Here is a 23766-nt window from a genome sequence, read left to right as displayed (position 1 = left end):
GCCCGACTACCCGTCATCCCGTTCCGTGCCGATTGCCCCCAATCGCCCCCATCGCGGTCGTCCGACGGCGCCTGGTCGCGCCCCCACCCTACTCGCCCGGCCGGCCTGCGTCTCCCACCGTCGGTCGGTTGGCGCCCGAACCGGGGCCGCGATCCGCGCTCCTCTATACTTGCCCGTCACGACCACCGACTCCGGAATCCGATTCGATGTCCCGTATTCGCCGTTGGCTGCGTTGGCCGCTCTACGCGTTCATCGGCGCAGTCCTGCTGGGCGCCATCGCGCTCGGCACCCTGTACTACCTGATCGTCCCCAAGCTTCCCGACGTCGAGACCCTGCGCACGGTCGAGCTGCAGGAACCGATGTATGTCTATGCCCGCGACGGACGCCTGATGGCGCTGTTCGGCGAGACCCGGCGCTACCCGATCGCCATCGAGGACGTGCCCGACCGGCTCAAGCAGGCCTTCATCGCGATCGAGGACGCCCGCTTCTACAAGCACCACGGCATCGACTACAAAGGCATCGGCCGGGCGGTCTGGCTGCTGGCGACCACCGACGACAAGCGCGTCCCGGGCGGCTCGACCATCACCCAGCAGGTCGCGCGCCAGTTCTTCCTGAGCTCGGAATACAGCTACAAGCGCAAGCTCGGCGAGATGCTGCTGGCGATGCGCATGGAGCGCGAGCTCAGCAAGGACGAGATCTTCGAGCTGTACTTGAACAAGAGCTTCTTCGGCAACCGCGCCTACGGCGTCGGCGCCGCGGCCGAGTTCTACTACGGCAAGAAGATGAGCGAGCTATCGCTCGACGAGATGGCCTCGCTGGCCGGCATCCCGAAGTTCCCGTCCAGCGGCAACCCGCTCAGCAATCCCGACCGGGCCAAGCTGCGCCGCGACTACATTCTCGACCGCATGGTCGATCAGCGCTTCATCAGCGCCGAGGAGGCCGCGCAGGCCAAGGCCGTGCCGATGCACGCCAGCCCGCACGAGCGTCCGGTCGAGGTCTACGCGCCCTACGTGGCCGAGATGGTGCGCCAGGAGATGATCGCCCGCTACGGCGCCGAGGCGCTGACCAAGGGCTATCACGTCACCACCACCATCGACCCGACCCTGCAGGTCGCCGCCGACAAGGCGGTGCGCGACGGGCTTTCGGTCTACGACCGCCGCCACGGCTGGCATGGGGTCGAGCAGCACTTCGATCTCGCCGCCGGCGAGGATGCCGCGACCGCGCGCCAACGCCTGCGCGGCATCCCGGCCCAGGCCAATCTGTTGCCGGCGGTCGTGCTCGGCAGCAACGGCGGCCAGGCCAACGTCGTGCTAGGCGACGGCACCGAACTGACCCTCACCGAGAAGCAGGGCTTCGGCGGCCGCAGCCCCGGCAGCCTAGTCAAGCGCGGCGACGTGGTGCGCATCCAACGCACCGAGACCGTGACCGAACCCGTCGTCGCCCCGACGGCTCAAGCCGGCACCGCGGCGGCCGCACCGGTCGTGCCCGCCGCGCCGGCCAAGCCCCCGGTGGTGAGTTACCGCCTCGACCAGCTGCCGCAGGCGCAGGCCGCACTGGTGTCGCTGGAGCCGGGCAACGGCGCCCTGCGCGCGCTGTCCGGCGGCTACAGCTTCGCCGGCGCCAAGTTCAACCGCGCTACCCAGGCGCGCCGCCAGCCCGGTTCGAGCTTCAAGCCGTTCGTGTACGCGGCGGCGTTCGAACGCGGCTACAACCCGGCCTCGATCGTCCTCGACGCCCCGGTGGTGTTCAAGGACCGGCGCGGCCACCTGTGGCGTCCGCAGAACGACGGCGGCAACTTCGCCGGCCCGATGCGCGTGCGCGAGGCGATGGTGCAGTCGCGCAACCTGGTCTCGGTGCGCCTGCTCGATGCGATGGGCGTCGACTTCGCCCGCAAGTACATCAGCCACTTCGGTTTCGACCCGGAGCAACTGCCGCCGAACCTGTCGATGTCGCTCGGCACCGCCTCGCTCACGCCGTTGTCGGTCGCACGCGGCTACTCGGTGTTCGCCAATGGCGGTTTCCGCATCACCCCGTGGTTCATCGACGAGGTCAAGGACCGCGCCGGCGCGGTGGTGTTCAAGGAAAAGCCGGCCACCGCCTGCCCCGAATGCGGCGGCCGCGGCGGCACCTCGGTCGCGGTGCCGGTCAGCACCGTCGTCGACGGTTTCGACCTGGGCCCGGCCGGCGGCAGCGCCGACACTGCCAAGCCCGACCCGAAGAAGCCCGATCCCAAGGCCAAGAAGGCCGAGGACAAGCCGGCCGCGCCGAAGAAGGAACTGACTGCAGCCGAGAAGGCGAGCATGAACCTGGCGCCGCGCGCGATCGACGACCGCATCGCCTACCAGATCGTTTCGATGCTGCGCGACGTGGTCAAGCGCGGCACCGGCACCGCGGCCAAGGTGCTCGGCCGCGAAGACGTCGGCGGCAAGACCGGTTCGACCAACGACCACCGCGACGCCTGGTTCTCCGGTTTCGGCGGGCCCTACGTCACCACGGTCTGGGTCGGCCGCGACAACTACAAGTCGCTGGGCTATCGCGAATACGGCGGCAAGGCCGCCTTGCCGATCTGGATCGACTACATGCGGGTGGCGTTGAAGGACCAGCCGCTCGCCGTCAACGAGCCGCCCCAGGGCATGGTCAAGGTGTCGGTCGCCGGCAACGGCGCGCTGATTCCCGACGGCGCCGGCGGCGTGATCGAGTGGGTCAAGGCCGAAGACCTGGAACGCATGCAGACCTATACCGACTACGGCAACGAAGAATCGGCGCCGTCGGAAGAGTCCTACGACATCTTCTGATCGCCTGCCCCAGGCACGCCCCGGCCAAGGCCGCACGCAACGCGTGCGGCCTTTTCTTTGCGCCATCGTGCGACTCGGATCGTCCGCGCCTGGCCTGGCGTCTCGCCTGGTCGCGTTTGCCAGGTCGCATCTTGCTAAATCGGGCACCTCGTGGCCTGCCACGGCGCCGGCAGGCCGCATGGACATTGCCCTGACCGACGAACGTGCTAGGTTTGGCCATGCCAGCCCTACCCGGCCGCGGCGAGCGCCCTCGCCGTGACGTGCCAGCCCGGAGGTCGAGATGCACCAGGCCCGACAGCACGCACATCAGCATGCGCAGACCCGCATCCGCGAGCGTCGCCATCGCCTCGCCCACGAAGCCGCGCGCCTGATCGCCGAAAGCGGCATCCGCGATTACCACCAGGCCAAGCTCAAGGCCGCCGAGCGCCTGGGCATCTTCGACGACGCCTCGCTGCCGCGTAACCGCGAGATCGAGGACGCCCTGCGCGAGTACCAGCGCCTGTTCCAGCGCGACAACCTCAACGGCCTGCGCCAACGCCGCGAAGCCGCGCTGCGCGCGCTGGAGTTCTTCGCCGAATTCGAGCCGCGCCTGGTCGGCCCGGTGCTCGACGGCACCGCCGACGCGCACAGCCCGGTCGCCTTGCACCTGTACAGCGACGATCCCGAGGCCGTGTCGATGTTCCTCGATCACCACCTGATCCCGGCCGAGGCGCGCGAACGCCGCCTGCGCCTGGACCGCGAACGCAGCGAAGACTTCCCGGTGTGGGTGTTCAGCGCCGAGGAGCTGACCTTCGACCTGACCGTGCTGCCGCTGGACGTGCTGCGCCAGGCACCGCTGTCGAACGTCGACGAGAAACCGATGAAACGCGCCTCAACGGCGCAGTTGCGGCAGTTGCTGGCCGACGAGGAAATTTCCGACTTCGAGCGAGGATAGCGGGCGGTGGTGCGGGTGTCGGTATGAACGAAACCCTCCGGCTCGCCTCGGCTCACAGAACGCCTGACCAGGCGGCCCCGTCGCCCCCACGCGCCTGAACACCCTGGCGACACTTCCAAGCGTCATCCCCGCCTTCGCGGGGATGACGGCGCGAGATGAGCCAAGTGCCATGTGGCCGCGTGCCTATCAAACAAGTACGAAACCGCATCCGCCCGACAAAACCGTTCGAAGGATCGAACCCATGCGAAAACACCCCCGGCGCGGCACCTCCACGATGCAGAACCCCAGGCCCGCTATTCGCCTGCTCTTCGGCGCATTGATGCTGTCGGCCCTGTCGTTCGTCGCAGTGGCGACACCGCCTGCGCAACGCACCGCATCGAACACGAACATACCGGCCGAACCGAACACCGTCGCCGATCTGGTCGCCCGCCTGCGTACACAGGCCGCGGCGTCGCAATCCAGCCCCGCCGTGCGCGCCGACTACGACGCCTTGCGCGCCGCCCAGAACTTGAGTGCCGCGCAACTGCCCTACGCCGACTACGCCTATCTGCGCCTGCTGTTCGAGGCCACCCGCGACGGCGGCTACTGGAACCTGCATTGGGCGATCACCGATCGCGAACCCAATTCGGACGCGATCTGGACCCAATGGCGCGCCCGGCGCAGCGCGACCCCGACCGGCATCACCGCCACCGCCACCGCCGAATGCGACGAGTTGTCCGCGCTGTACGCCTTCCTCGCCCGCCGCGGCGGCGTACGCAATGTCGGCCTGTTCTGGCCGACGGCGAACCACACCGTCGCGGTCTGGCGCATTGCCACGACGCCAGGCGAAACCCGCATCGTGGTCCCGACCACGCAGATTTTCCTGAGCCAGTCCGACAGCTTCGGCACCCGCGGCTTCGACCCGTGGAAGCAGACGAAGGTCTACGAGTACGGCCGTCGCGACATCGCCGACGACGCGCGCTTGCCGCCAGCGCTGATCGGCTTCTTTCTGGGCCAGAACGACAAATACGCCCGCGCTTCCGGCCTGAGCCTGCAGCGCATGCGGCAATTGCGCGACGGCGTGCTCGACGGCAGCCTCGGTGCCGACCAGGCCATGCACCAGGCACAAGCGCAACGCGAACGCATCGCATCCGGCGCCGCCGACGACCGCGGCGCATACGCGCATTTCATCCGCGACCTGCAGGCGACCGCAAAGACTCCATAGTGACGACCGCCGCCCTACGCCGCCGCTGACGCAACCATGGTTGGATTCCCATCGATCCTTAGCAGGAAACGCCCCACCATGACCCGTCGCCCTGGCCGTCCGTGCTTGTCTGCCATGGCCATCGCGCTGTGTTCGCTGAGCTTCGTATCGCCCGCATTCGCGCAACAGCCTCCCGCTGCCGGCGCGCGCCAACTGCAACTCGAAGCGCGCCTGCAAGGCGAGCCCTTATCGCTGGGACCTGGCCGACGGAACCGTCCTGATCCAAGGCTTGGCGGACGACTCCGCGCGGGTCACGGTGATGCCGCGGCCCGGCCAGGAGCACTACGTCCTGGAAATGCTCTGGGGTCGGTTCCCGGTCAAGGTCGCCGCGGAATGTTGGCTGCAGCCGCCGGCACAGTTCGAGGCCTGCCCCGACATCGGGCCTCGCGAAGACACTCGGGCGCAGAAAGAGCAGAGCGCCGAAGAAGAGCGCAAGGAACTCGAACGCAAGCGCCGGCTGGCCGCGCGCACGGCCTGGATGCGCCCGGCGATGAGCCCGAAGCGCGTCGTCTCGATCCTCTCCAAGGCAATGCGCGATCAACAGGCGTGGATGGGTACGCCCGCCGCACGCCTGGTCGCCGACAACTTCGCCTGCGATGCCGGCAATGCGGGGCTTCCGAAAATCACCGCCGCCGCGCGGGAAAAATACGCCCGGGCCCGTAGCATCGGTGCGTACGACGCCGAGGGCGAGCCCGTGCTGATCGAAGCCGCCGAGCTAGGCAACTGGCGCGCGGTCACGACTTTGTTCAACGTGGCGATGTATGGCGAAGACTGGGAATCCGCCCGGCCATTGGTCGCCTGGCTGCTGCAACGCGGCGCGCCGGCCGGCTACAACAAACTCGCCGAGCTGCACGGCACCATCGCCAGTTACGAAAACGGACATGCCTCTTCTGCGGAGCGGGATCTGGCCACGGCGCTGCGTTGGCGCGCCGCGCAAGCCGGCGACCCGGGCGCGCAACGCGATATGGCCGACTATTTCAAGGAACACGATCCGCAGCTGTCCGAGCGACTGACGCAGTGCGCGCTGGAACGCTTTCCCGACCTCAAATAAACGCGCGCCGGGCAACCTCATCCAGGCTCCGCGGCAGCCCCGCGCCCGGCCGGTCGGGGTTTCCGTGAAACCTGCCCGATGACAAACGAGACGCCGCCACCGACCGACGGCACAATGACGAACCTTTACGCACCCACTCAAGGAAGCATCATGCGATTTCATGGAACCGTACTGCTGTGCCTGGCGACGCTTTCGTCGGCTGCCGTCGCCGCCGGCAAGCCCGCGGCGCCCCCCCTGTCCGAGCTCTACCAAGGCTACGAAGACGCCGGCCACAGCGCGCTGTCGATGCCGGAGTACGACCAGGCCGTGCGCTTCACCGCGGTGGTGCTGGAACAAAGCACCTCGATGGCCGACACCGCGCTCACCTCGGCCACCGATGCCGACGGCGAGGTCGAATACGCGCGCCTCAGCAGCGAGGACGGCAAGCTGGCCGCGCTGCCGCCCGGCACGGCCTTCACCGCCACCTGCACGGTCGGCTTCAGCTCCGGTACCGAATACCTGAACCTGACCGACTGCGTGGTCGAGTAAAGACGATCGAGCAAGGCGCGACTCGCGCGGCATCGTCCCGGCGATGCCGTTGCGCAGGCGCAAACGAAAACGCCCCGCCGAAGCGGGGCGTTTTCGCATCCGGGATGCGGACGCGGATCAGCGCTGGTCGGCGCCGACGTAGTCGCGCGTCGCGTGACCGGTGTAGATCTGGCGCGGACGGCCGATCTTGTTCTCGGGGTCGTTCTGCTGTTCCAGCCAATGCGAGACCCAACCGGCGGTGCGCGCGATCGCGAACATGACCGTGAACATCTCGACCGGAATGCCGAGCGCCTTGTAGATGATGCCCGAGTAGAAATCGACGTTCGGGTAGAGCTTGCGCTGGACGAAGTACTCGTCCTTGAGCGCTGCCTCTTCGAGCTTCATCGCCACTTCCAGCAGCGGATCGTTGACGCCGAGCTCGCCGAGCACGTCGTGGGTCATCTTGCGGACCAGCGCAGCGCGCGGATCGTAGTTCTTGTAGACGCGGTGGCCGAAGCCCATCAGGCGGAAACCCGATTCCTTGTCCTTGGCCTTGTCGATCGCGCCCTTGACGTTCTCGGGGCGGCCGATCTCGTTGAGCATCTTGAGCACGGCCTCGTTGGCGCCGCCGTGCGCCGGTCCCCACAACGCGGCGACGCCGGAGGCGACGCTGACGTAGGGGTTGGCACCGGTCGAACCGACCAGACGCACGGTCGAGGTCGAGGCGTTCTGCTCGTGGTCGGCGTGCAGGATGAACAACAAGTCCATCGCCTTGGCGGCAACCGGGTTGAGTTCCAGCGGCTCGCTCGGCACTTCGAACAGCATGTGCAGGAAGCGCGTGGTGTAGTCGAGGCTGTTCTTCGGATAGCGGATCGGCCAGCCGATCGAATAACGATGGCAGGCGGCGGCGATCGTCGGCACCTTGGCGATCAGACGGATCGCGGCCAGGCGGCGCTGTTCCGGATCTTCCAGGTCGAGTTCGTTGTGATAGAAGCTCGCCATCGAGCCGAGCATGCCGACCAGCATCGCCATCGGGTGGGCGTCGTGGCGGAAGCCGTACAGGAAGGTACGAAACGCTTCGTGCATCATCGTGTGATGCGTGACTTCGTGCTCGAACTTGCTGAACTCGCCGGCGGTCGGCAGTTCGCCGTTCATCAGCAGATAGGCGACTTCGAGGAAGTTCGACTTCTCGGCGAGCTGTTCGATCGGGTAGCCGCGGTACAGCAGCACGCCCTCATCGCCGTCGATGTAGGTGATCGCCGACTTGCAGCTGGCGGTCGCGGTGAAGCCGGGGTCGTAGGTGAACATCCCGGTTTCTTTCGGCAGCTTGGCGATGTCGACGCAGGATGCGCCCAACACCGGGTGCTGCACCGGCAAGATCACGCTCTTGTCGCCGGCGGTCAGGGTGACCTGATCGAGGCCAGCTTTTTTGGAATCATCGGACACGAAACACTCCTCAATCTGCCTGCCGCAGGGGAGGCCGCGGCAAGAGGGGGACGGGGGTCGCATTTGAACTGCGATGCTGAATTATCGCACAACGCTTCTTGAGCCCAAGCTCGGACTTTGGTCGGGGAGGGACGCATGGCGGCCACGCAGCGTTTCATCGCCGGGACCGGTTTTCGATCCCGAGACAGGCCCCGAAAGGCTCAGCGCCGACCAGCGTGGGCGGGCTTGTCGCGGCTTGGCGGAAAGCCTGTCGCGAGGCGGTCATCGGCCCTGGCGGGAGCGCAAGGCATCGGGTCGGGCGAGGACGCCGCCCGGATACGCCGACGCGTGGGACCGTCCATGCGGCAGCGGCGGCGACAGCAGGCATGGGCGCATTGCCCGACACCGCCCTGTCACCGGCGGGCCTCGATGGCGCGCTTGAACGGCTACTGCGCCCAGCACGAATCCGCATCGCTGCACCATCGCGGACGAACAGCGATATCGGCGCAAACGCAAACGGCCGCCCTTTCGGGCAGCCGTTGTGCGCACAGCGATGCGACGCGATTACTTCTGCGCGTAACGCTTGCGGAACTTGTCGACGCGACCGCTGGTGTCCATGATCTTGTGCTTGCCCGTATAGAACGGGTGCGACGCCGACGAGATGTCGACCTTGATCAGCGGATACTCGGTGCCGTCGAACTTGATCGTTTCCTTGCTCGACAGGGTCGAACGGGTCAGGATCTGGAAGTCGGTGGTGACGTCCTGGAACACGACGTTACGGTATTCGGGATGGATGCCTGCCTTCATGGCACTCAACCTTAGGTATGCGGGAAAGTCGGGCAGTATAGCGACCGGATTGGGGGGCGTGCAAGTCCATTTGGGCCGGGAAAACGAATCGGCGGCGGAGAGGCTGAATGAGGCGGGGGGAGCTGCGTCCACCCCGCTTCCTGCCTGATTGGCCGGCGAGGCCTAGGGGCATGGTCCGCTGATGACTCCCTGCTTCCCGGCTCGCGCCGGGCTGGGGGCGGTGGAGATGACCTTCCGCGCTCCTGCAGTTTTCGCCGTACGCCTACTCTCCTCTGCCTGGGTGTGCGGCCAGTGCCTTCTGAATCGGGAGTTCGCGGCGCGGTTGCTTCTGCCCGTTTCGCCGTACGCCTACTCTCCTCTGCCTGGGTGAGCGGCCAGTGCCTTCTGAATCAGGGTTTCGAACCGCTGGTGATCATATTTCATGAGGATCGCGACCTTGTCCGGGCGGCCTTCCTGGCGACGCCAGTCGACCACGGTCGCGCCGCGGCTGTGGGTGCCTTCGAGTTCGATCGACAGCGGACGCTCTTGCACGTCGAGCGCGCCGTCGGGCTCGAGCGCGAACGCCATCGCCAGGGCGTCGGCGGCATGCCAGTGATCGCCGCGACGGTCGATCGACCACATCCGCGTCTTCTCGGAAATGCGCTCGTAGAACTTGCCGCGCGGCGAATCGGTCTGGAACCAGGTCAGCACGCGTTCGTGATGCAGGCCATGGGCGATCACCGCTTCCCAGTCGGCCAGGTCGATGTGTTCGAAGGCTTCGAACACGATGTGCGCGGCTTCCGGGTCGAAGTAGATATTGAACTCGGCCGCTGGGGTGATGTTGCCCTGGCAGGTCACCGCGCCGCCCATCACCATCATGCGCGCGATGCGCTGCGGCAAGGTCGGATCGAGCTTGAGCGCGAGCGCGACGTTGGTCAGCGGCCCCAAGGCCACCAGCAACAACTTGCCGGCGTGTTCGTGCGACAGGCGGATGATCGCGAGCGCGGCGTGCTCGGCTTCGACCTGGCGCTTGGCGGCTTCGTAGCCGACGTCGCCGAAACCGTCCTGGCCGTGCACATAGCCCGCATCCGGCGAAGGATGCAGCAGGGGCGCATCGGCGCCGGCGAATACCGGCACGTCGACGCCGGAGACTTCGCACAGCTTCAAGGCGTTGGCGACGGTGTGCTTGAGGCCGACGTTGCCGGCGGCGATGGTCAGGCCGACCAGTTCGTGGCGCGGATCGTTGAACGCCATCAGCAGCGCCAGCGCGTCGTCCACGCCGGGGTCGGTATCGATAAGCAGGGGAATGCGATCAGTCATGAAGCCACTCGTTCGTCGTTGACGGCCGTGTCGGCCGGGACAGCGTGCAGCGCGCCTTCGTAGCGCAACAGCTCGCCGAAGGGAAACAGAGAAAAGGCCACGGCGAAGCGATAACGCCCGCCGTCTTCGATGCGCTTATAGGCATCGGTGCGCGGAAACAGGAACAACGGCAACGGCACGCCGCCGATGTCGACGCCGCGCAGACGCCAGCGCCAACCGCCGCCATCGAGATCGACGCCGAGCTTCATGCGCGCCGGGCCGGTGCTTTCCAGCCAATGGCCGTCGGGATAACGACCGACCGGACGGAACACCGAGACCAGTTCGCTGCCGTCGTCGAAACGGCGGCGCCACTGCATGGCCTGCGCGTCGTGGACGATGTCGACGCGGAAACCGCGATGTGCGCGATCGATCGGAATGCCGAGACGACGGGCGAGACGGCGCCCGATATAGCCGGCCGGGCCGGTGCCGGTGGAGAGGACGATCTGCCCGCCCAGGGTCCCGCCGCTGCGGTGCAGCGCCTGCAGCAAGGGGTGCAGCCGCTCGAAAGCCGGGCCGAACCATTGCGTGGCCGCGTTTTGAAGGGCTCCCGGCATCCGGGTGGGGCGCTCCAGCTGGCGGGACACTATGCCATTGTTGGGCGCCGCAAGGGCGGTTCGATTTGTGCCCGGTTTGCGGCCTTCGGATCGCCGTCCGACCTCCGTCCCGAGCCCCCGTCCGCGGTTGCGGGATGCAAAGCAGGGCCGCTCGCCACGATCAGGCCGAGGCGTACCTCGCCGCGCCGCCGACCCAGCGCGAGACGATGCGTTCGGCCAGTTCCGGCGAAGTCTTGAGCAGGCGCTCGCCCAGTTCCTGCACCAACGGCAGCAGATCGGCGTCGCGGGCCAGATCGGCGACGCGGAAGCCGGCCAGGCCGGTCTGGCGGGTGCCGAGCAATTCGCCGGGGCCGCGCAATTCCAGGTCCTTCTCGGCGATCACGAAACCGTCGTGGGTCTTGCGCATGGTGTCCAGGCGCTGGCGCGCCAGGCCCGACAGCGGCGAGCGATACAGCAGCACGCAGCTCGACGCCGCGCTGCCGCGGCCGACGCGGCCGCGCAACTGGTGCAACTGGGCCAGGCCGAGGCGCTCGGCGTTCTCGATGATCATCAGCGAGGCGTTCGGCACGTCGACGCCGACTTCGATCACCGTCGTCGCGACCAACAGGTCGAGCTCGCCGTCCTTGAACGCGCGCATCGTTTCCTGCTTCTCCTTGGCCTTCATGCGCCCGTGCACCAGGCCCACGCGCAACGGCGCGAGCTGCTGCGACAGTTCCTCGAACGTGGTCTGCGCGGCCTGGGCGATCACCTCGTCGGAATCGTCGATCAGGGTGCAGACCCAATACGCCTGGCGGCCCTCCGCGCAGGCGGTGCGAATGCGCTGCACCAGTTCCGGACGGCGCTCTTCGCCGAGCGCGACCGTCTGCACCGGCGTGCGCCCGGGCGGCAGTTCGTCGATCGCCGAAACGTCGAGGTCGGCGTAGGCGGTCATCGCCAAGGTGCGCGGGATCGGCGTCGCGGTCATCACCAACTGGTGCGGCACGATCGCGTCCTCGCCGACCGCGCCACCGGCGCCTTTGTCTCTCAAGGCCAGGCGCTGGTGGACGCCGAAACGGTGCTGTTCGTCGACGATGGCCAAGGCCAGGTCGCGAAACGCCACGCCTTCCTGCATCAGCGCATGGGTGCCGACCACGACCTGCGCCTCGCCGTTGGCGACCTGCTCCAGCACCGTCTTGCGTGCGCGGCCGGTGACCTTGCCGGCAAGCCAGGCCACCCGCACGCCCAGGGGTTCGAGCCAGCGGCGCAGATTATTGAGGTGCTGCTCGGCCAACAACTCGGTCGGCGCCATCAGCGCGGCCTGGCGACCGTGCTGCACGGCCAGCATCGCGGCGAGCGCGGCGACCACGGTCTTGCCGCTGCCGACGTCGCCCTGGACCAGGCGCAGCATCGGCGAGGGCTTGGCCAGGTCGGCGCGGATCTCGTCGAAGACGCGCTTTTGTGCGCCGGTCAGCTTGAACGGCAACGCTTTGCGCAGCTTCTCGGCCAACGGCATCTGTTTTAGCGGGCGCGATTTATGCGCCTGCTGGCTGATGCGTTGGCGGCGCAGGCTGAGGTGATGGGCGAGCAGTTCTTCGAGTGCGAGCCGGCGCTGCGCGGGGTGGCGGCCGGCGATCAAGGCGGCCACATCGGCGTCGACCGCCGGCCGGTGCACGGTCAGCAGCGCTTCGCGCAAGGTCGGCAGTTGCAGGCGTTCGCGCAGCTCGCGCGGCAGCAACTCCAGCGAAGCATCGTCGGGCAGGCGGTCCAGGGCGTAGCCGATCAGGCGGCGCAAGGTCGCCGGGCCGATGCCCTCGATCGCCGGATAGACCGGATCGAGCTGGTCGCCGAGCGCGACTTCGCCGTCGTCGTCGAGCACGCGATAGCTCGGATGGACGATTTCGAGCCCGTGCTGGCCCGGCTTGGGCGTGCCGTACAGGCGCACGCGCGCGCCGATGCGGAACTGCGCGACCTGGGCGGCGCGAAAATGGAAGAAGCGCAGCACCAATACCGAGCGCGAATCGTCGCCGATGGCCACGCGCAACATCGGCCGATAACGGAAGCCGCGCTCGACCGACTCGACCCGGCCTTCGACCTGGGCGGCGACGCCGGGCTGAAGCAAGCGGATCGGGGTGATCTGGGTGCGGTCTTCGTATTGCCGCGGCAGTTGCAGCCAGAAATCCTGCAGCGTGGTCAGGCCGCGTGCGGCGAGCTTCTCGGCCACGCGCGGCCCCACCCCGGGCATCCGCGGCAACGGCTGTGTGTGGAGATCGACGGAGGGCCCGTCCTGACGGCTCGGCATCGCATAAGGATGCCGGGAACGGCGGCAAAGCTAAACCCCGGCGCGTCCCTGTGCCGGGTCTAAGCGTGAATCCCTACACACCGGGGCGATGCGCCGCGGCGAGAGCGACGGACCGGTCACAACCGATCGGCCGTCGCCTCAGAACCTCGCACTGAACTCCACCCCGTAGCTGCGCGGTTCGCTGACCCGCGCGCCGACGGTGCCGAGCACGTTCTTGCCGTAGGTGCCAAGCGCATTGATGTACTGGTGGTCGAACAGATTATTGCCGTAGGCGGCCAGGCCCCAACGCCCCTGCGGCGAAGTCCAGCCCAGCCGCAGGTCGGTGCGGTTCTGCGCCTCGCCGAGGTTCAAGGCGGGGCTGACGCCGCAGCGGTTCTGCGCCTGCGACTCCTCGCTGCAACGGACCTTACCGCGATAAGCATGACGCAGGGAGAAACGCAGGTCGCCGTGCTCGCCGAGGTTCCACACGTAATGCGCGCCGCCGGCCATCGACCAGTACGGCAGACCCGTGGGGTCGCCGCTGGCGTCGATGCCGTCGGAGGTCACGTAGTTCTTGTAGGTCGAATCGATGAAACCGGCGTTGAAGTCGAGGCCGAAGTTGTCCGTGGCCTGCCAGCGCAGGTCGAGGTCGAGGCCGTAGGCTTCCAGGTCCGAGGTGTCGACGACGAAGCGCGGAATGTCGGTGCTGCTGTCCAGCCGCACCGCCTGACGATTGTCGTAGACGTAGTAATACGCCGAGGCATTGAGTTGCACGCGCTGCGCCGGGAAGACCTGCTTGATGCCGGCCTCGAAGTTCCACACGTCCTCGTTCTCGAAGCTGCTGCCGATCTGCAGCGAGTTGAAGCCGCCGGCCTTGTAGCCCTTGGCCAGCGAGGCGAACACCATGGTGTCGTCGCTGAAGTGATAGTCGGCGACGAAGCGCGGGCTGAAATCGCTCCAGCTGTTGGAGGTGCGGTTGAGCACGCCCTTGTTGAGCATCGCCGGCGGGTCGATGAAGGCGACGTCGAACACGAAGGCCTCGCGCGGCAGGCCGACCATGTCGAAGAAGCCGAAGGCCTGCAATTGGTTCAAGGTCGCATCGAGGCTCGGCGCGGTACGCGGCGTGTTCAACCACGAGAACTTCTTCTCGTCGCGGGTGTAGCGCAGGCCGACGGTCAGGTTGAGCTTGTCGGTCGCGTGCCAGATCACGTCGCCGAACACCGCATAGGCCTTGGTGTCGAGGGTGTTGTGGAAGGTTTCGTTCCAGCGATGGCCGAGCAGGGTCAGCGGAATGCCGTTGGCCTGCAGCAGGTCGTCGAAGAAGCCGAACAAACGTCCGTCCGGGGTCGGCGCCAGGCCGAGGTTGCGCACGATGGTGTCGACCGAATCGGTCAGTGCGTTGACCTCGCTGGTCTGCCGCGCCTTCTCGTCGAAATAGCTGGCGCCTGCGATCCAGTCCAGCGTGTCGGTGCTGCCGCTGAATTTGAACTCCTGGTAGAAGCTGCGGTTGCTCTCGGTGTTGGTCGAGTCGACGTACAGATACTTGCGATTGGTGCCGTCTTCCTCGACCCGGTTGACCGAGTCGTAGTCGCGCCACGAGGTGGTCGAGGTGAAGCCGCCCCAGTCGAAGCCGTGGTCGACGATCAGGGTCACACCGTCGAAACGCCGCGATTCCTCATTGCCTTCGATGTCGACCGCGGTCGGGATCTTGCGCGGGTCGAGGTAGGCCGGCTCGTCGACCGGCAAGGTCGGCAGGCCTGGCGCCGGTGGCAAGGCGACGATGCCGGTAGTGACCTGGCCGTTCTGGTCCAGGCTTTCGTGGTCCCAACTCAGCAAGGCGCTGGTGCGCTCGCCGAAGCGGGCCTTGAAGGCCGCGCGCGTGGCCCAGTTGTTCTCCGGGCCGAGGTCTTCACCGGTCGCCGCGTCCTTGATCCAACCATCGGCGTGATTGATCAGGGCATTGAAGCGGAACGCCGAGTGCTCGCCGGTCGGCAGGTTCAACATGCCGTCGACGTATTGCTTGCCGTCGTTGCCCAGGCGCAGCCGCGCCTTGACCTGCGTGGCGCTGAAATCGGGCTTGCGGGTGATGATCGAGACCGCGCCGGCGGCAGTGTTGCGGCCGAATAAGGTGCCTTGCGGACCCTTCAACACTTCGATGCGCTCGACGTCGGTAAACGGCAACAGCACGCCGCCGCCACGCCCCGCATACACGCCGTCGACGTAGACGCCGACCGCCGGGTCGGTGCCGATGCCGAAGTCGTCGGTGCTGATGCCGCGCAACTGGAAGCCCGGCTGGGTCGGTTGCTGGCTGTCGACCACCAGGCCGGGGACGAAACTGTCGAGATCGCCCATGTCCTGCGCGGCGATGTCGTCGATGAGCTCGTCGGTCACCACCTGTAGGGCGATCGGCACGTCCTGCAGTTCCTGCTCGCGGCTCTGCGCGGTGACGGTGATCTTCTCCAACTCCTTCGGCGCCGCGTCCTGGGCGTAGGCGATCGGCGCGGCCAGGGCGAAGACGCCGCCGCAGAGCGCGGCGAGCGCGGTGGTGGTCGCGGTGACCAAACGGTGTTTGCGCAACGGCATCGGACAGCTCCCCTCTCGTTCGTCGTAGACACGAACGCGCACGGCGGCGCGTTCCCCTCCCTGCCTTCCCCGACCCGCAGGTATCAGCCGCACTGCCCCTGTTGCGCGGCGATCCAGTCGCGGATCAGTCTTACCCCTTCGGTGTGCACGACGCTGCGACCCAGTTCCGGCATCATCACCGAAGGGTCGTCGCTGCGCATGCGATAGAGCAGGATCGATTGCTCGGGCTTGCCCGGCACGATGTCGTGGCGGAAATCGCCGGTGCCCTTGCCGGCGGCGATCGGCATCTTGCAGCGGCCCAGGCGCATGGGTTCCCGGGTCGCCGCGTCCAGCCACAAGCCCGAGGTGTTGCCCGGCCCTTTCGGGCTGTGGCAATGACCGCAGTTGATGTCGAGATAGGCGCGCGCACGTGCATCCAGGCCCGCTTTCGGGTCGCGCCAGTTCGCAACGCGCGGCGCGGCGGTCGCGGCGGGCGCGCCGTGCAGAAAGCCGATCCGGGTCCAGCGCTCGATCTGATTGCTCAACCCATCGTCGTAAGCGAAGTCGCGGTTGAGATGCCGCGCCTTCGGCCCGATCGGCTGCAGCGCCTTGCTCTTCATGTCGACGCCGTGGCAGCCGGCGCATTGGTTCTGATCCGGCACTTGGTATTCGGCCGGCTCACGCTGGCCGTCGGCCGCGACCAGGCTCAGCGAAATCAAGGCGCCGCCGCGCATCAGGCGCGCCTCGGTCTGTTCGGCGTTCCATACATAGGGCAGCGCGATCCAACCGTCCTGGCGCCGCAGCAACAAGCGCGTCTCGACCAGCCGGACCTTGGCCAGTTCCAAGCCGCCGCCGCGCAGGTCCGGGCCTTCGTCGGCGCTGCGCAGCACCGCATCGCCGCCGGCCTGACTGCGCGGGTAGTAGAAGGTCTTGCTGAAAATGGTGCCGACCGGGAAATCGAAGGCCTCGTCGGCGCGGTACCGCGCGGCCTGGCCCTTCGGCATCCACACCGTGCGCAGCTTGTGCGCGTAGTCGGAGAACAGCGGGGTGTTCAAGTCGTAGGGCACGACCCCGGCGTTGAGTTTCAGGCGGCCGTCGGCGACGCGTAGCAGGTTCCATTCGGCCAGGGTCGGCGGCTGGCCCTCGGCGAAGAAACGCACCGGCGCCGGCGCGGATTCGCGCGCGCATCCGACCAGCAGCATCGACAGCAATACGGCAACGACGGAACGCAGCATCGTCTTGCGCATCGATCAACCGCGCTTGAGGTCGATCGCCGGCAACTTCGGCAGGGTGCAGGCGTGGGACGTCAGGTCCTGACTCGGATTCTTGTAGCCGCCGGGGCCGTCGGCGTTGATCACGCCGGACACGTCGCGGATGCAGATCTGCGGGCCGTCCTTGAGCGCCTTGTTGGCGTAGCCGTCCCAGAGCACGTCGGGGAAGCGGCCGTTGAGGCCGTAGATCGCCGTCTTCAGAGCCTTGAGGTCGAAACCGTCGGGAGACTCGCCGCCGCCGGAGAGGCGGTTGCCGTAGATCGAGATCCGCTCCGGATAGGGGTCGAAGTCTTTCGCCGCCTTGTCGTCCTTATAACCGGTCGAGTACACGCTGGAGACGATGATGTTGGTGGTGGCGTTGTCGCTGATGTCGTTGTCGAAGATCTCGACGTCGTCGTTGGAGTTCACCACCATGCCGCTGCCGGCCGGCACGCTGGCCACCGGCGTGCCCTTGGCGCCGAAGTTGGCGGTGTTGTTCTTGAACACCTTGTTCTTGAACACCCGGATCGCTCCGCCCTGCTGCGACAGCGCCGGCATGTTGAACACCAGGATGCCGCCGGTGTTGTTGGTGGCGACGTTGTCGTAGACGTCGGCGTTGATCGTGTTTTCGATCTCGATGCCGGCGACGTTGAACTCGGCGCGGCTGTTGCGCACGATCACGTCGCGCGACTGGCCGACGTAGATGCCAGCGTCGGAGGCGCCGATCGCCACCGAGTTCTCGATCAGCACGTTGCGGGTCTTGACCGGGTACAGACCGTAGGCGCCGTTCTTGGTGCTCGGCCCGCCGGTCCACTCGACCCGCACGTTGCGGATGGTGATGTCCTGCGCCTCGTTGATCTTGAGGCCGTCGCCCTTGCTGTCCTCGATCGCCAGATTCTCGATGGTGAACTGGCTGGCGTTGACCAGCAGCCCCTCGGCACCGGCCTTCTGGCCCTTGAAGCTCAGCACCGACTTGTCCGGCCCGGCGCCGCGGATGGTCACACCGTCCACCCGCAGGGTCAGGCTGCGGTCGAAGGTGTAGCGCCCGGCAGGCACCTCGATCACCTCGCCCGGCTTGGCATCGAGCAAGCGGGTGCGGAAGCTGTCGGCGAAGGCGGCGTCGCCGGCAGCGACCTGCGCGGTCGCGGTGTGCCGGGGCTGCTCGGGACCGCAACCGGCGGTCAGGGCCGCGGCGGCGGCAAGGGCGAACGCCGGAATCTGCTTGCTCATGAATCTCCCCGTGATTGGCGACCGGGGCGGCGGTGCGAATGCTCGCGCCCGGCGTCCCTCGTGGCTATGCGACGAGTCTCCGCCGCCGATGTGAGCGCGCGTGAGGGCGAATGCGGCACACTAAGGGGGCATTAGCGGTCAACCGTGCGGCCACGATCGTGAGGGGCGATGCGTCAGCCATCCGACCAGGACAGCGCCAAATCCGACATCGCCTTGATGTCGCCGAACCTGCTGTGGGGCTTGCTCGAGACCGCGGACCGGATCGGCGCGCCCAGCGACGACTGGTTCGCCGGCACCGGCCTGAGCCGCGCCCAGGTCGCCGACCCGGGCGTGCGCCTGCCCAACCGGCCCACCGCGATCGTGATCGACCGCGCCCTGCGGGTGCTGCCGGAGACCATCGGCCTGGACATCGGCCGCAACCAGCATGTCGGCAATTTCGGTTTGCTTGGCCTGGCGATGACGACTGCGGCGACCTTCGGCGAAGCCTTGCAGATCGGCCTGCGCTTCACCCCGGTGGTCGGCAGCCTGATGCGTTTCGTCGAAAGCGCCTCCGAATCCGGCACGGTCGCCCTGGCCGGGCAGATGACCTTGACCTATCCCTCGATCCACCGCTTCGTCTGCGAGGAATTCTTCAGCAGTTGCCTCGCCCTCGCCCGCGGCCTGGTCGGCGAGAGCCTGCGGCCTCTGCGCATCGAATTCAGTTACCCGGCGCCGGACTACGCCTCGCACTATCGCGACGTGTTCGACTGCCCGGTCGCGTTCGAACAACCGCAGAACCGGCTGGTGCTCGACGCGCAATGGCTGGCCGCGCCGCTGCCGACCCATAACCCGATCGCCTCGCGCCAGGTGCTGGCCCTGTGCGAGGCGCAGATGCCGGAAGGCGCGGTGCCCGGCGAGGTCACCGCCGCGGTCGAACGCCTGCTGCGCGCGCAACTGCCGCAGGACCCCAAGCTCGCCGGCATCGCCGCGCAATTGCACGTCAGCGAGCGCACCCTGCGCCGGCAACTGACCGGCGAAGGCACCAGCTTCCACGAAATCCACGACCGCCTGCGCATCGACCACGCCTATGCGTTGCTGCGCGAACGCCATCTGACCATCGCCAGCGTCGGCGCCGCCATCGGCTACAAGGACCCGCGCGATTTTCGCCGCGCCTTCAAGCGCCTGACCGGCGAAACCCCGCGCGCGCTGCGCGAACGTTTGTTGGCCGAGATCGCGCGGGAGCGCAGGTAGAGGGTTCGGGACTTGGGACTTGGGACTTGGGACTCGGGACTCGGGACTCGATGATCTGCGGCCTGGGTCGCCCGGTCAGGGGCTCATCGTTATTGCGGATTCGCGGTCGCAGCTTGCGCAGCTCCCACTCTGACGATGCCGACGCAAACGCAAACGGCCGCCTCGTGACGGGGCGGCCGTTGCTGGAAACACCGGGTTTCGCGGTTTAGCGCAGCACCATCACCGCGTCGACTTCGAACGCCACGCCGCGCGGCAACGCCGACACTTCGACGGTCGAGCGCGCCGGATACGGCGGGTTGAAGTACTCGCCCATCACCGCGTTGACCTTGCCGAAGGCGCCGAGATCGGTGAGGAACAGGCCGAGCCGGGCGATGTCGGCGAGCGAGCCGCCGGCGGCTTCGCAGACCGCCTGCAGATTGCGGAACGCGCGATGCGCCTGGGCTTCGATGTCACCCTCGATGACCAGCCCGCTGGCCGGGTCGAGCGGGATCTGGCCCGAGAGATAGACCGTATCGCCGACGCGCACGGCCTGCGAGTACGGGCCGATGGCGGCCGGAGCTTGGTCGGTGTGGATGATTTCGCGAGACATGTTGGGTGCCGGGATTGAGGAGTGGGGATTAGAGAGCGCTCATCCTAAGAGCAAACGCCGGCCACGGGGAGGACCCCGCTTCGCCCATCCCGAATGCCGAGTCCTCCCGAATGCGAGTCCCGAGTCCCGAGTCCCGAGTCCCAAGTCCCGAGTCCCAGCGGCGGCAAAGCCGCCGCACCTACATCCGCTGCACGCCCAACACCACCGCCAGCCGGCGCACGCGGCGCATGACGTCGGCGAGGTGGCGGCGGTCGCTGACTTCGATGGCGAAACGCATGATCGCGATGTTGGCGTCGCGTTCCAGATATTCGACGCGGTCGATGTTGGATTCGGCTTCGGCGATCGCCGCGGCGACCTGGGCCAGCGAACCGGGGCGGTTGTCGACTTCGATGCGCAAGGCGGCGGCGAAGTCGCCGGAGACCTGCCGGTCCCAACCGATCGCCACCCAGCGGTCGGGCGACTTGCGGTAGTCGGCGACGTTCGGGCAGTCCAGGCGATGCACCACGATGCCCTTGCCGGCGGTGTGGTAGCCCATGATTTCGTCGCCCGGCAACGGCAGGCAACAGTTGGCGAAACTGATCACGCCGCGCTCGGCGCCGGTGATCAGGATCTTGTCCTCGGGCAGGCGCGGGCGGTCGATGGCGCGGCCGCGGGTCTTGCCCGGCACTTCGCGCGCCAGCGCCAGGGCGACCTGGTTCGGCATGCGGTTGCCCAGCGCGATGTCGGCCAGCAAGGCCTCCAGGCGCGGATAGCGGTACTCGGCGAGATAGCTTTCCAGGCGCAGCGCCGGGGTGCGGTCCAGCGAGGTTTCCAGCACTTCCAGCGCGCGGTCGAGCATGCGGTGGCCGAGTTGCACCGCGTCCTCGTGTTCGAGCTGCTTGAGCTGCTGGCGGATCGAGGTGCGCGCCTTGCCGGAGACGACGAACTCCAGCCACTGCGGCTTCGGCGTCGACGACTTGGCGGTGATGATTTCCACGCGCTGGCCGCTCGCCAGCTTGGTGCGCAGCGGCACCAGCTTGCCGTCGACGCGCGCGGCGACCGCGCGGTTGCCGACGTCGGTGTGCACCGCATAGGCGAAATCCAGCGCGGTCGAATTGCGCGGCAGCGACATGATGTCGCCCTTCGGCGTGAACAGGTAGACCTCGTCCGGGAACAGGTCGACCTTGACGTTTTCGAGGAACTCCAGCGACGAGCCGGTCGAACGCTGCGACTCGACCAGGCTGGCGATCCAGCTGTGCGCGCGCGACTGCGCGCTGTTCGGGCCTTCGCCGCCGTGTTTGTACGACCAGTGCGCGGCGATGCCGCGTTCGGCGATCAGGTCCATGTCCTCGGTGCGGATCTGCACTTCCACGGGCGAGCCGTAGGGGCCGAACAACACCGTGTGCAGCGACTGGTAACCGTTGGCCTTGGGGATGGCGATGAAATCGCGGAAGCGCGCATCCAGCGGTTTGTAGGCCGAATGCACCACGCCGAGGGCGTGGTAACAGTCCGGCACGCTGCGCACGACGACGCGGAAGCCGAACACATCCATGACCTGGTTGAAGCTCTTATGCTCGTGATGCATCTTCATGTAGATGCTCCACGGCGATTTCACCCGGCTGATCAAGCGGTGTTGAAGCTTCTCCTTCGCCAGGCGCTGGGCCAGGTGCGCTTCGATCTGCACCAGCGACTCGCGCCGCACCACCGGCTGGGTGCGGATGCGTTTTTCGATGACCGCGTGGCGCCACGGGTGCAGGGCGCGGAAGCCCAGGTCCTGCAGTTCGGCCTTGATCAGGTTCATGCCCAGGCGCTGGGCGATGGGGGCGTAGATCTCCAGCGTCTCGCGGGCGATGCGCTCGCGCGCCTCGGCGCTCTGCGCGCCGAGGGTACGCATGTTGTGCAAGCGGTCGGCGAGCTTGATCAGGATCACGCGCAGGTCGCGCGCCATCGCCAGCAGCATCTTGCGGAAGCTCTCGGCCGCCGCTTCCTGGCGATCGCGGAACTGCAGCTTGTCGAGCTTGGTGACGCCGTCGACCAGTTCGGCCACGGTCGGGCCGAATTCGGTCGCCAGGCATTCGCGGGTCAGCGGGGTGTCTTCGATGGTGTCGTGCAGGATCGCCGCGACCAGGGTCTCGACGTCCAACCCCTGCTCGGCCAGCACCTTGGCGACCGCGACCGGATGGGTGATGTAGGGCTCGCCCGACTTGCGGGTCTGGCCCACGTGCGCCGCAGCGCCGACCGACCAGGCGCGACGCAGTTGCAGGCGCTGCGCTTCGGGCAGGTAGTGCGCGGCCAATTCGAGCTCGCGCACATAGTCCGGCAGCTCCGTGTCGTCCAGAACGGCGGGATAGGTGCTCAGCGCGGGCTCGGCAGGGGTCATAACGGAAATTTACGCGGGCGATGGCTCAAGGTGCAACGCATCCATTGATATTGGGTGCGGCACGCAAGCAGCGCAGGCAAGCGGCGCGCCGCGATCAAGGCCCGGGGACGAGACATCCGTTCAGGAATGCGCCGAAATCCCGGCGTCAGACTCGATGATTTAGCGCCCTGCGCGCCGCGCCCTTGTTTCCTGCCGGGCGACCTCGACGCGCTGGCCGGGCGGACGCGCAAACGTAGCGGCCCCCCAAGGCGGGGGGCTGTAAACAAAACGGCCCCGCCAAGGCGGGGCCGCGATCGACTCCCGCGCCGGGGCGCGGGGCCGGAGACTCAGTCGTCGCTCTTCGACAGATCGTCGTCGGCGACCACTTCGGCGGCGGCCCATTCCAGGGCTTCGCGCTCTTTACGCTCGCGCTCGGCCTTCTCGACCGCATCGATGTATTCGGGGTTGATCTGGCGCGCGGCGATTTCGCGCAGTGCCAGCACGGTCGGCTTGTCGTTGGCTTCGCTGTTGTCCAGCTGCGGCTCGACGCCGTTGGCCAGCTGACGCGCACGCTTGGCGGCCAACATGACGAGTTCGAAGCGGTTGTCGACCACTTCCAGGCAATCTTCGACGGTAATGCGGGCCATGGGGCTCCTGGCGGCCGGAAGGCCGTCTTTACAAGCGGTTGGGGACCGGGGAGTTTAGACCGAGTCCCTCGCCGGAGCAAGTTTTCGGGCTAAATGCCTTGTGAATCAATTGGATGCGGGCGGCAGGCTAGCGTGGCGGCAGCTTGGCGCCGCTCAGGGCGGCGAGGAGCAAATCCCCCCCTACCCCACTTTCTCAAAAGGGGGAAAGGCAGAGGCGGCGGGCTCGGAACTCCCGAATCCCGAATCCCGAGTCCCGAGTCCCGAGTCCCGAGTAGTCCCGAAGAGCCTAGCCCCCGTCGGCCAGCAGCGCGGTGATCAGGCGGGCGTGGCGGGCGACTTGCGGTTCGCGGCGCAGGCGGCTGGCCAGGAAGATCGCGCACATTTCCTCGACCGCGGTGTCGAACACTTCGTTGACGATGACGTAGTCGAACTCGCCGTAATGCGACATTTCTTCGCGCGCGGCGTCCAGGCGCTGGCGGATCGTCGCCTCGCTGTCCTGGCCGCGGGTGCGCATGCGCGACTCCAGCGCCTGCCGCGACGGCGGCAGGATGAACACGCTGACCGCATCCGGCACCTTGGACCGGACCTGGCGCGCGCCCTGCCAGTCGATTTCCAGCAATACGTCCTTGCCGGCCGCCAGGAAGGGTTCGACCGACTGCCGCGCCGAGCCTTTCCAGTCGCCGTGGACGCGGGCGTATTCGAAGAAATCGCCGGCCTCGACCATCGCCTCGAATTCCTGCGCGCTGACGAAGTGGTAGTGCTCGGCATGGCGCTCGCCCGGACGCGGCTGGCGCGAAGTGAACGAGATCGACAGGCGGATGTTCGGATCGCGCGCCAGCACGGCGTTGACGATGCTGGATTTTCCGGCCCCGGACGGGGCGGCGACGATGTAAAGGGTTCCGCGCATGTGTCGGTAAGGTCCGGCTTGAAACGATAAAAACGGGGATACAGTAACGAGCAGCGAGGAAACAGAAACGAGTAGAGGCACTCGTTACTCGTTCCTCGTTCC

General features: G+C 67.3%; 18 protein-coding genes. 6 read left to right on the top strand and 12 right to left on the bottom strand.

The genetic code is table 11. From position 1 onward, the window contains the following. Positions 1 to 206: 206 nt before the first annotated feature. The 5 genes from ACTOWK_RS18180 to ACTOWK_RS18160 all read left to right on the top strand — a co-directional run bounded on the left by ACTOWK_RS18180 (position 207) and on the right by ACTOWK_RS18160 (position 6551). A complete protein-coding gene (locus tag ACTOWK_RS18180; protein ID WP_441331503.1) occupies positions 207 to 2795 on the top strand; it encodes a penicillin-binding protein 1A in 2589 nt (862 codons plus the stop codon). Positions 2796 to 3075: 280 nt separating this feature from the next. Beyond that, complete coding sequence (locus ACTOWK_RS18175; RefSeq protein ID WP_441331502.1) at positions 3076 to 3729, top strand: hypothetical protein; 654 nt, start codon at positions 3076 to 3078, stop codon at positions 3727 to 3729. Positions 3730 to 3970: 241 nt separating this feature from the next. Next, positions 3971 to 4933: a hypothetical protein gene (locus ACTOWK_RS18170; RefSeq protein ID WP_441331501.1), complete on the top strand. Its 963-nt coding sequence runs from the start codon at positions 3971 to 3973 to the stop codon at positions 4931 to 4933. 529 nt (positions 4934 to 5462) lie between these two features. Beyond that, the gene (locus tag ACTOWK_RS18165) at positions 5463 to 6023 is read left to right on the top strand and encodes a hypothetical protein (RefSeq protein WP_441331500.1); all 561 of its coding nucleotides are present in this window, start codon (positions 5463 to 5465) and stop codon (positions 6021 to 6023) included. Positions 6024 to 6173: 150 nt separating this feature from the next. After that, positions 6174 to 6551, top strand: coding sequence for a hypothetical protein (locus tag ACTOWK_RS18160; RefSeq protein ID WP_441331499.1), 378 nt, complete (start codon positions 6174 to 6176; stop codon positions 6549 to 6551). A gap of 117 nt (positions 6552 to 6668) precedes the next feature. Here ACTOWK_RS18160 and ACTOWK_RS18155 read toward each other — a convergent pair whose 3' ends face one another. The 8 genes from ACTOWK_RS18155 to ACTOWK_RS18120 all read right to left on the bottom strand — a co-directional run bounded on the left by ACTOWK_RS18155 (position 6669) and on the right by ACTOWK_RS18120 (position 17953). Continuing rightward, positions 6669 to 7976, bottom strand: coding sequence for a citrate synthase (locus ACTOWK_RS18155; protein ID WP_031372635.1), 1308 nt, complete (start codon positions 7974 to 7976; stop codon positions 6669 to 6671). A 543-nt stretch (positions 7977 to 8519) separates the two neighbouring features. Beyond that, on the bottom strand, positions 8520 to 8762 hold the full coding sequence (locus ACTOWK_RS18150; protein WP_441331498.1) for a type B 50S ribosomal protein L31: 243 nt from the start codon (positions 8760 to 8762) through the stop codon (positions 8520 to 8522). Between the two features lie 348 nt (positions 8763 to 9110). Further along, a complete protein-coding gene (locus ACTOWK_RS18145) occupies positions 9111 to 10061 on the bottom strand; it encodes a nucleoside hydrolase (RefSeq protein ID WP_441331497.1) in 951 nt (316 codons plus the stop codon). Then, complete coding sequence (locus ACTOWK_RS18140; protein ID WP_441331496.1) at positions 10058 to 10684, bottom strand: DUF4166 domain-containing protein; 627 nt, start codon at positions 10682 to 10684, stop codon at positions 10058 to 10060. Before ACTOWK_RS18140 ends, ACTOWK_RS18145 begins: the two co-directional genes overlap by 4 nt. Before the next feature lie 130 nt (positions 10685 to 10814). Further along, positions 10815 to 12932 carry an ATP-dependent DNA helicase RecG gene (gene recG, locus ACTOWK_RS18135; RefSeq protein ID WP_441331495.1) on the bottom strand — a complete coding sequence of 706 codons (2118 nt, stop codon included), beginning with the start codon at positions 12930 to 12932 and terminating at the stop codon, positions 10815 to 10817. 138 nt (positions 12933 to 13070) lie between these two features. After that, entirely contained in the window at positions 13071 to 15494 is a 2424-nt protein-coding gene (locus tag ACTOWK_RS18130) for a TonB-dependent receptor (protein WP_441331494.1), read from the bottom strand. An 83-nt stretch (positions 15495 to 15577) separates the two neighbouring features. Beyond that, positions 15578 to 16708 (bottom strand): SO2930 family diheme c-type cytochrome, encoded by a 1131-nt coding sequence (locus tag ACTOWK_RS18125; RefSeq protein WP_441331493.1) that lies wholly within the window; start codon positions 16706 to 16708, stop codon positions 15578 to 15580. Between the two features lie 15 nt (positions 16709 to 16723). Beyond that, positions 16724 to 17953 carry a parallel beta-helix domain-containing protein gene (locus ACTOWK_RS18120; protein ID WP_441331492.1) on the bottom strand — a complete coding sequence of 410 codons (1230 nt, stop codon included), beginning with the start codon at positions 17951 to 17953 and terminating at the stop codon, positions 16724 to 16726. 168 nt (positions 17954 to 18121) lie between these two features. On the opposite strand from ACTOWK_RS18120, the gene ACTOWK_RS18115 reads away from it, so the two are divergent. Continuing rightward, positions 18122 to 19183 carry an AraC family transcriptional regulator gene (locus ACTOWK_RS18115; RefSeq protein ID WP_441331491.1) on the top strand — a complete coding sequence of 354 codons (1062 nt, stop codon included), beginning with the start codon at positions 18122 to 18124 and terminating at the stop codon, positions 19181 to 19183. Positions 19184 to 19388: 205 nt separating this feature from the next. Here the strand turns inward: ACTOWK_RS18115 and ACTOWK_RS18110 are convergent, their stop codons facing one another. From ACTOWK_RS18110 to gmk, 4 genes are all read right to left on the bottom strand, one after another. Continuing rightward, positions 19389 to 19772 carry a RidA family protein gene (locus tag ACTOWK_RS18110; protein WP_031372644.1) on the bottom strand — a complete coding sequence of 128 codons (384 nt, stop codon included), beginning with the start codon at positions 19770 to 19772 and terminating at the stop codon, positions 19389 to 19391. Between the two features lie 178 nt (positions 19773 to 19950). Next, complete coding sequence (locus tag ACTOWK_RS18105; protein WP_031372645.1) at positions 19951 to 22131, bottom strand: RelA/SpoT family protein; 2181 nt, start codon at positions 22129 to 22131, stop codon at positions 19951 to 19953. A 326-nt stretch (positions 22132 to 22457) separates the two neighbouring features. Further along, positions 22458 to 22757: a DNA-directed RNA polymerase subunit omega gene (gene rpoZ, locus ACTOWK_RS18100; RefSeq protein ID WP_031372646.1), complete on the bottom strand. Its 300-nt coding sequence runs from the start codon at positions 22755 to 22757 to the stop codon at positions 22458 to 22460. 286 nt (positions 22758 to 23043) lie between these two features. Continuing rightward, positions 23044 to 23664, bottom strand: a complete 621-nt coding sequence (gmk, locus tag ACTOWK_RS18095; protein WP_441331490.1) for a guanylate kinase — start codon at positions 23662 to 23664, stop codon at positions 23044 to 23046. Positions 23665 to 23766 lie beyond the last annotated feature (102 nt).

The sequence above is a fragment of the Lysobacter sp. CA196 genome (assembly GCF_052078695.1).
Taxonomy (GTDB): Bacteria; Pseudomonadota; Gammaproteobacteria; order Xanthomonadales; family Xanthomonadaceae; genus Lysobacter.
Note: the sequence above shows the minus strand (reverse complement) of the source record. Positions and strands in the feature narration are given on the sequence as shown.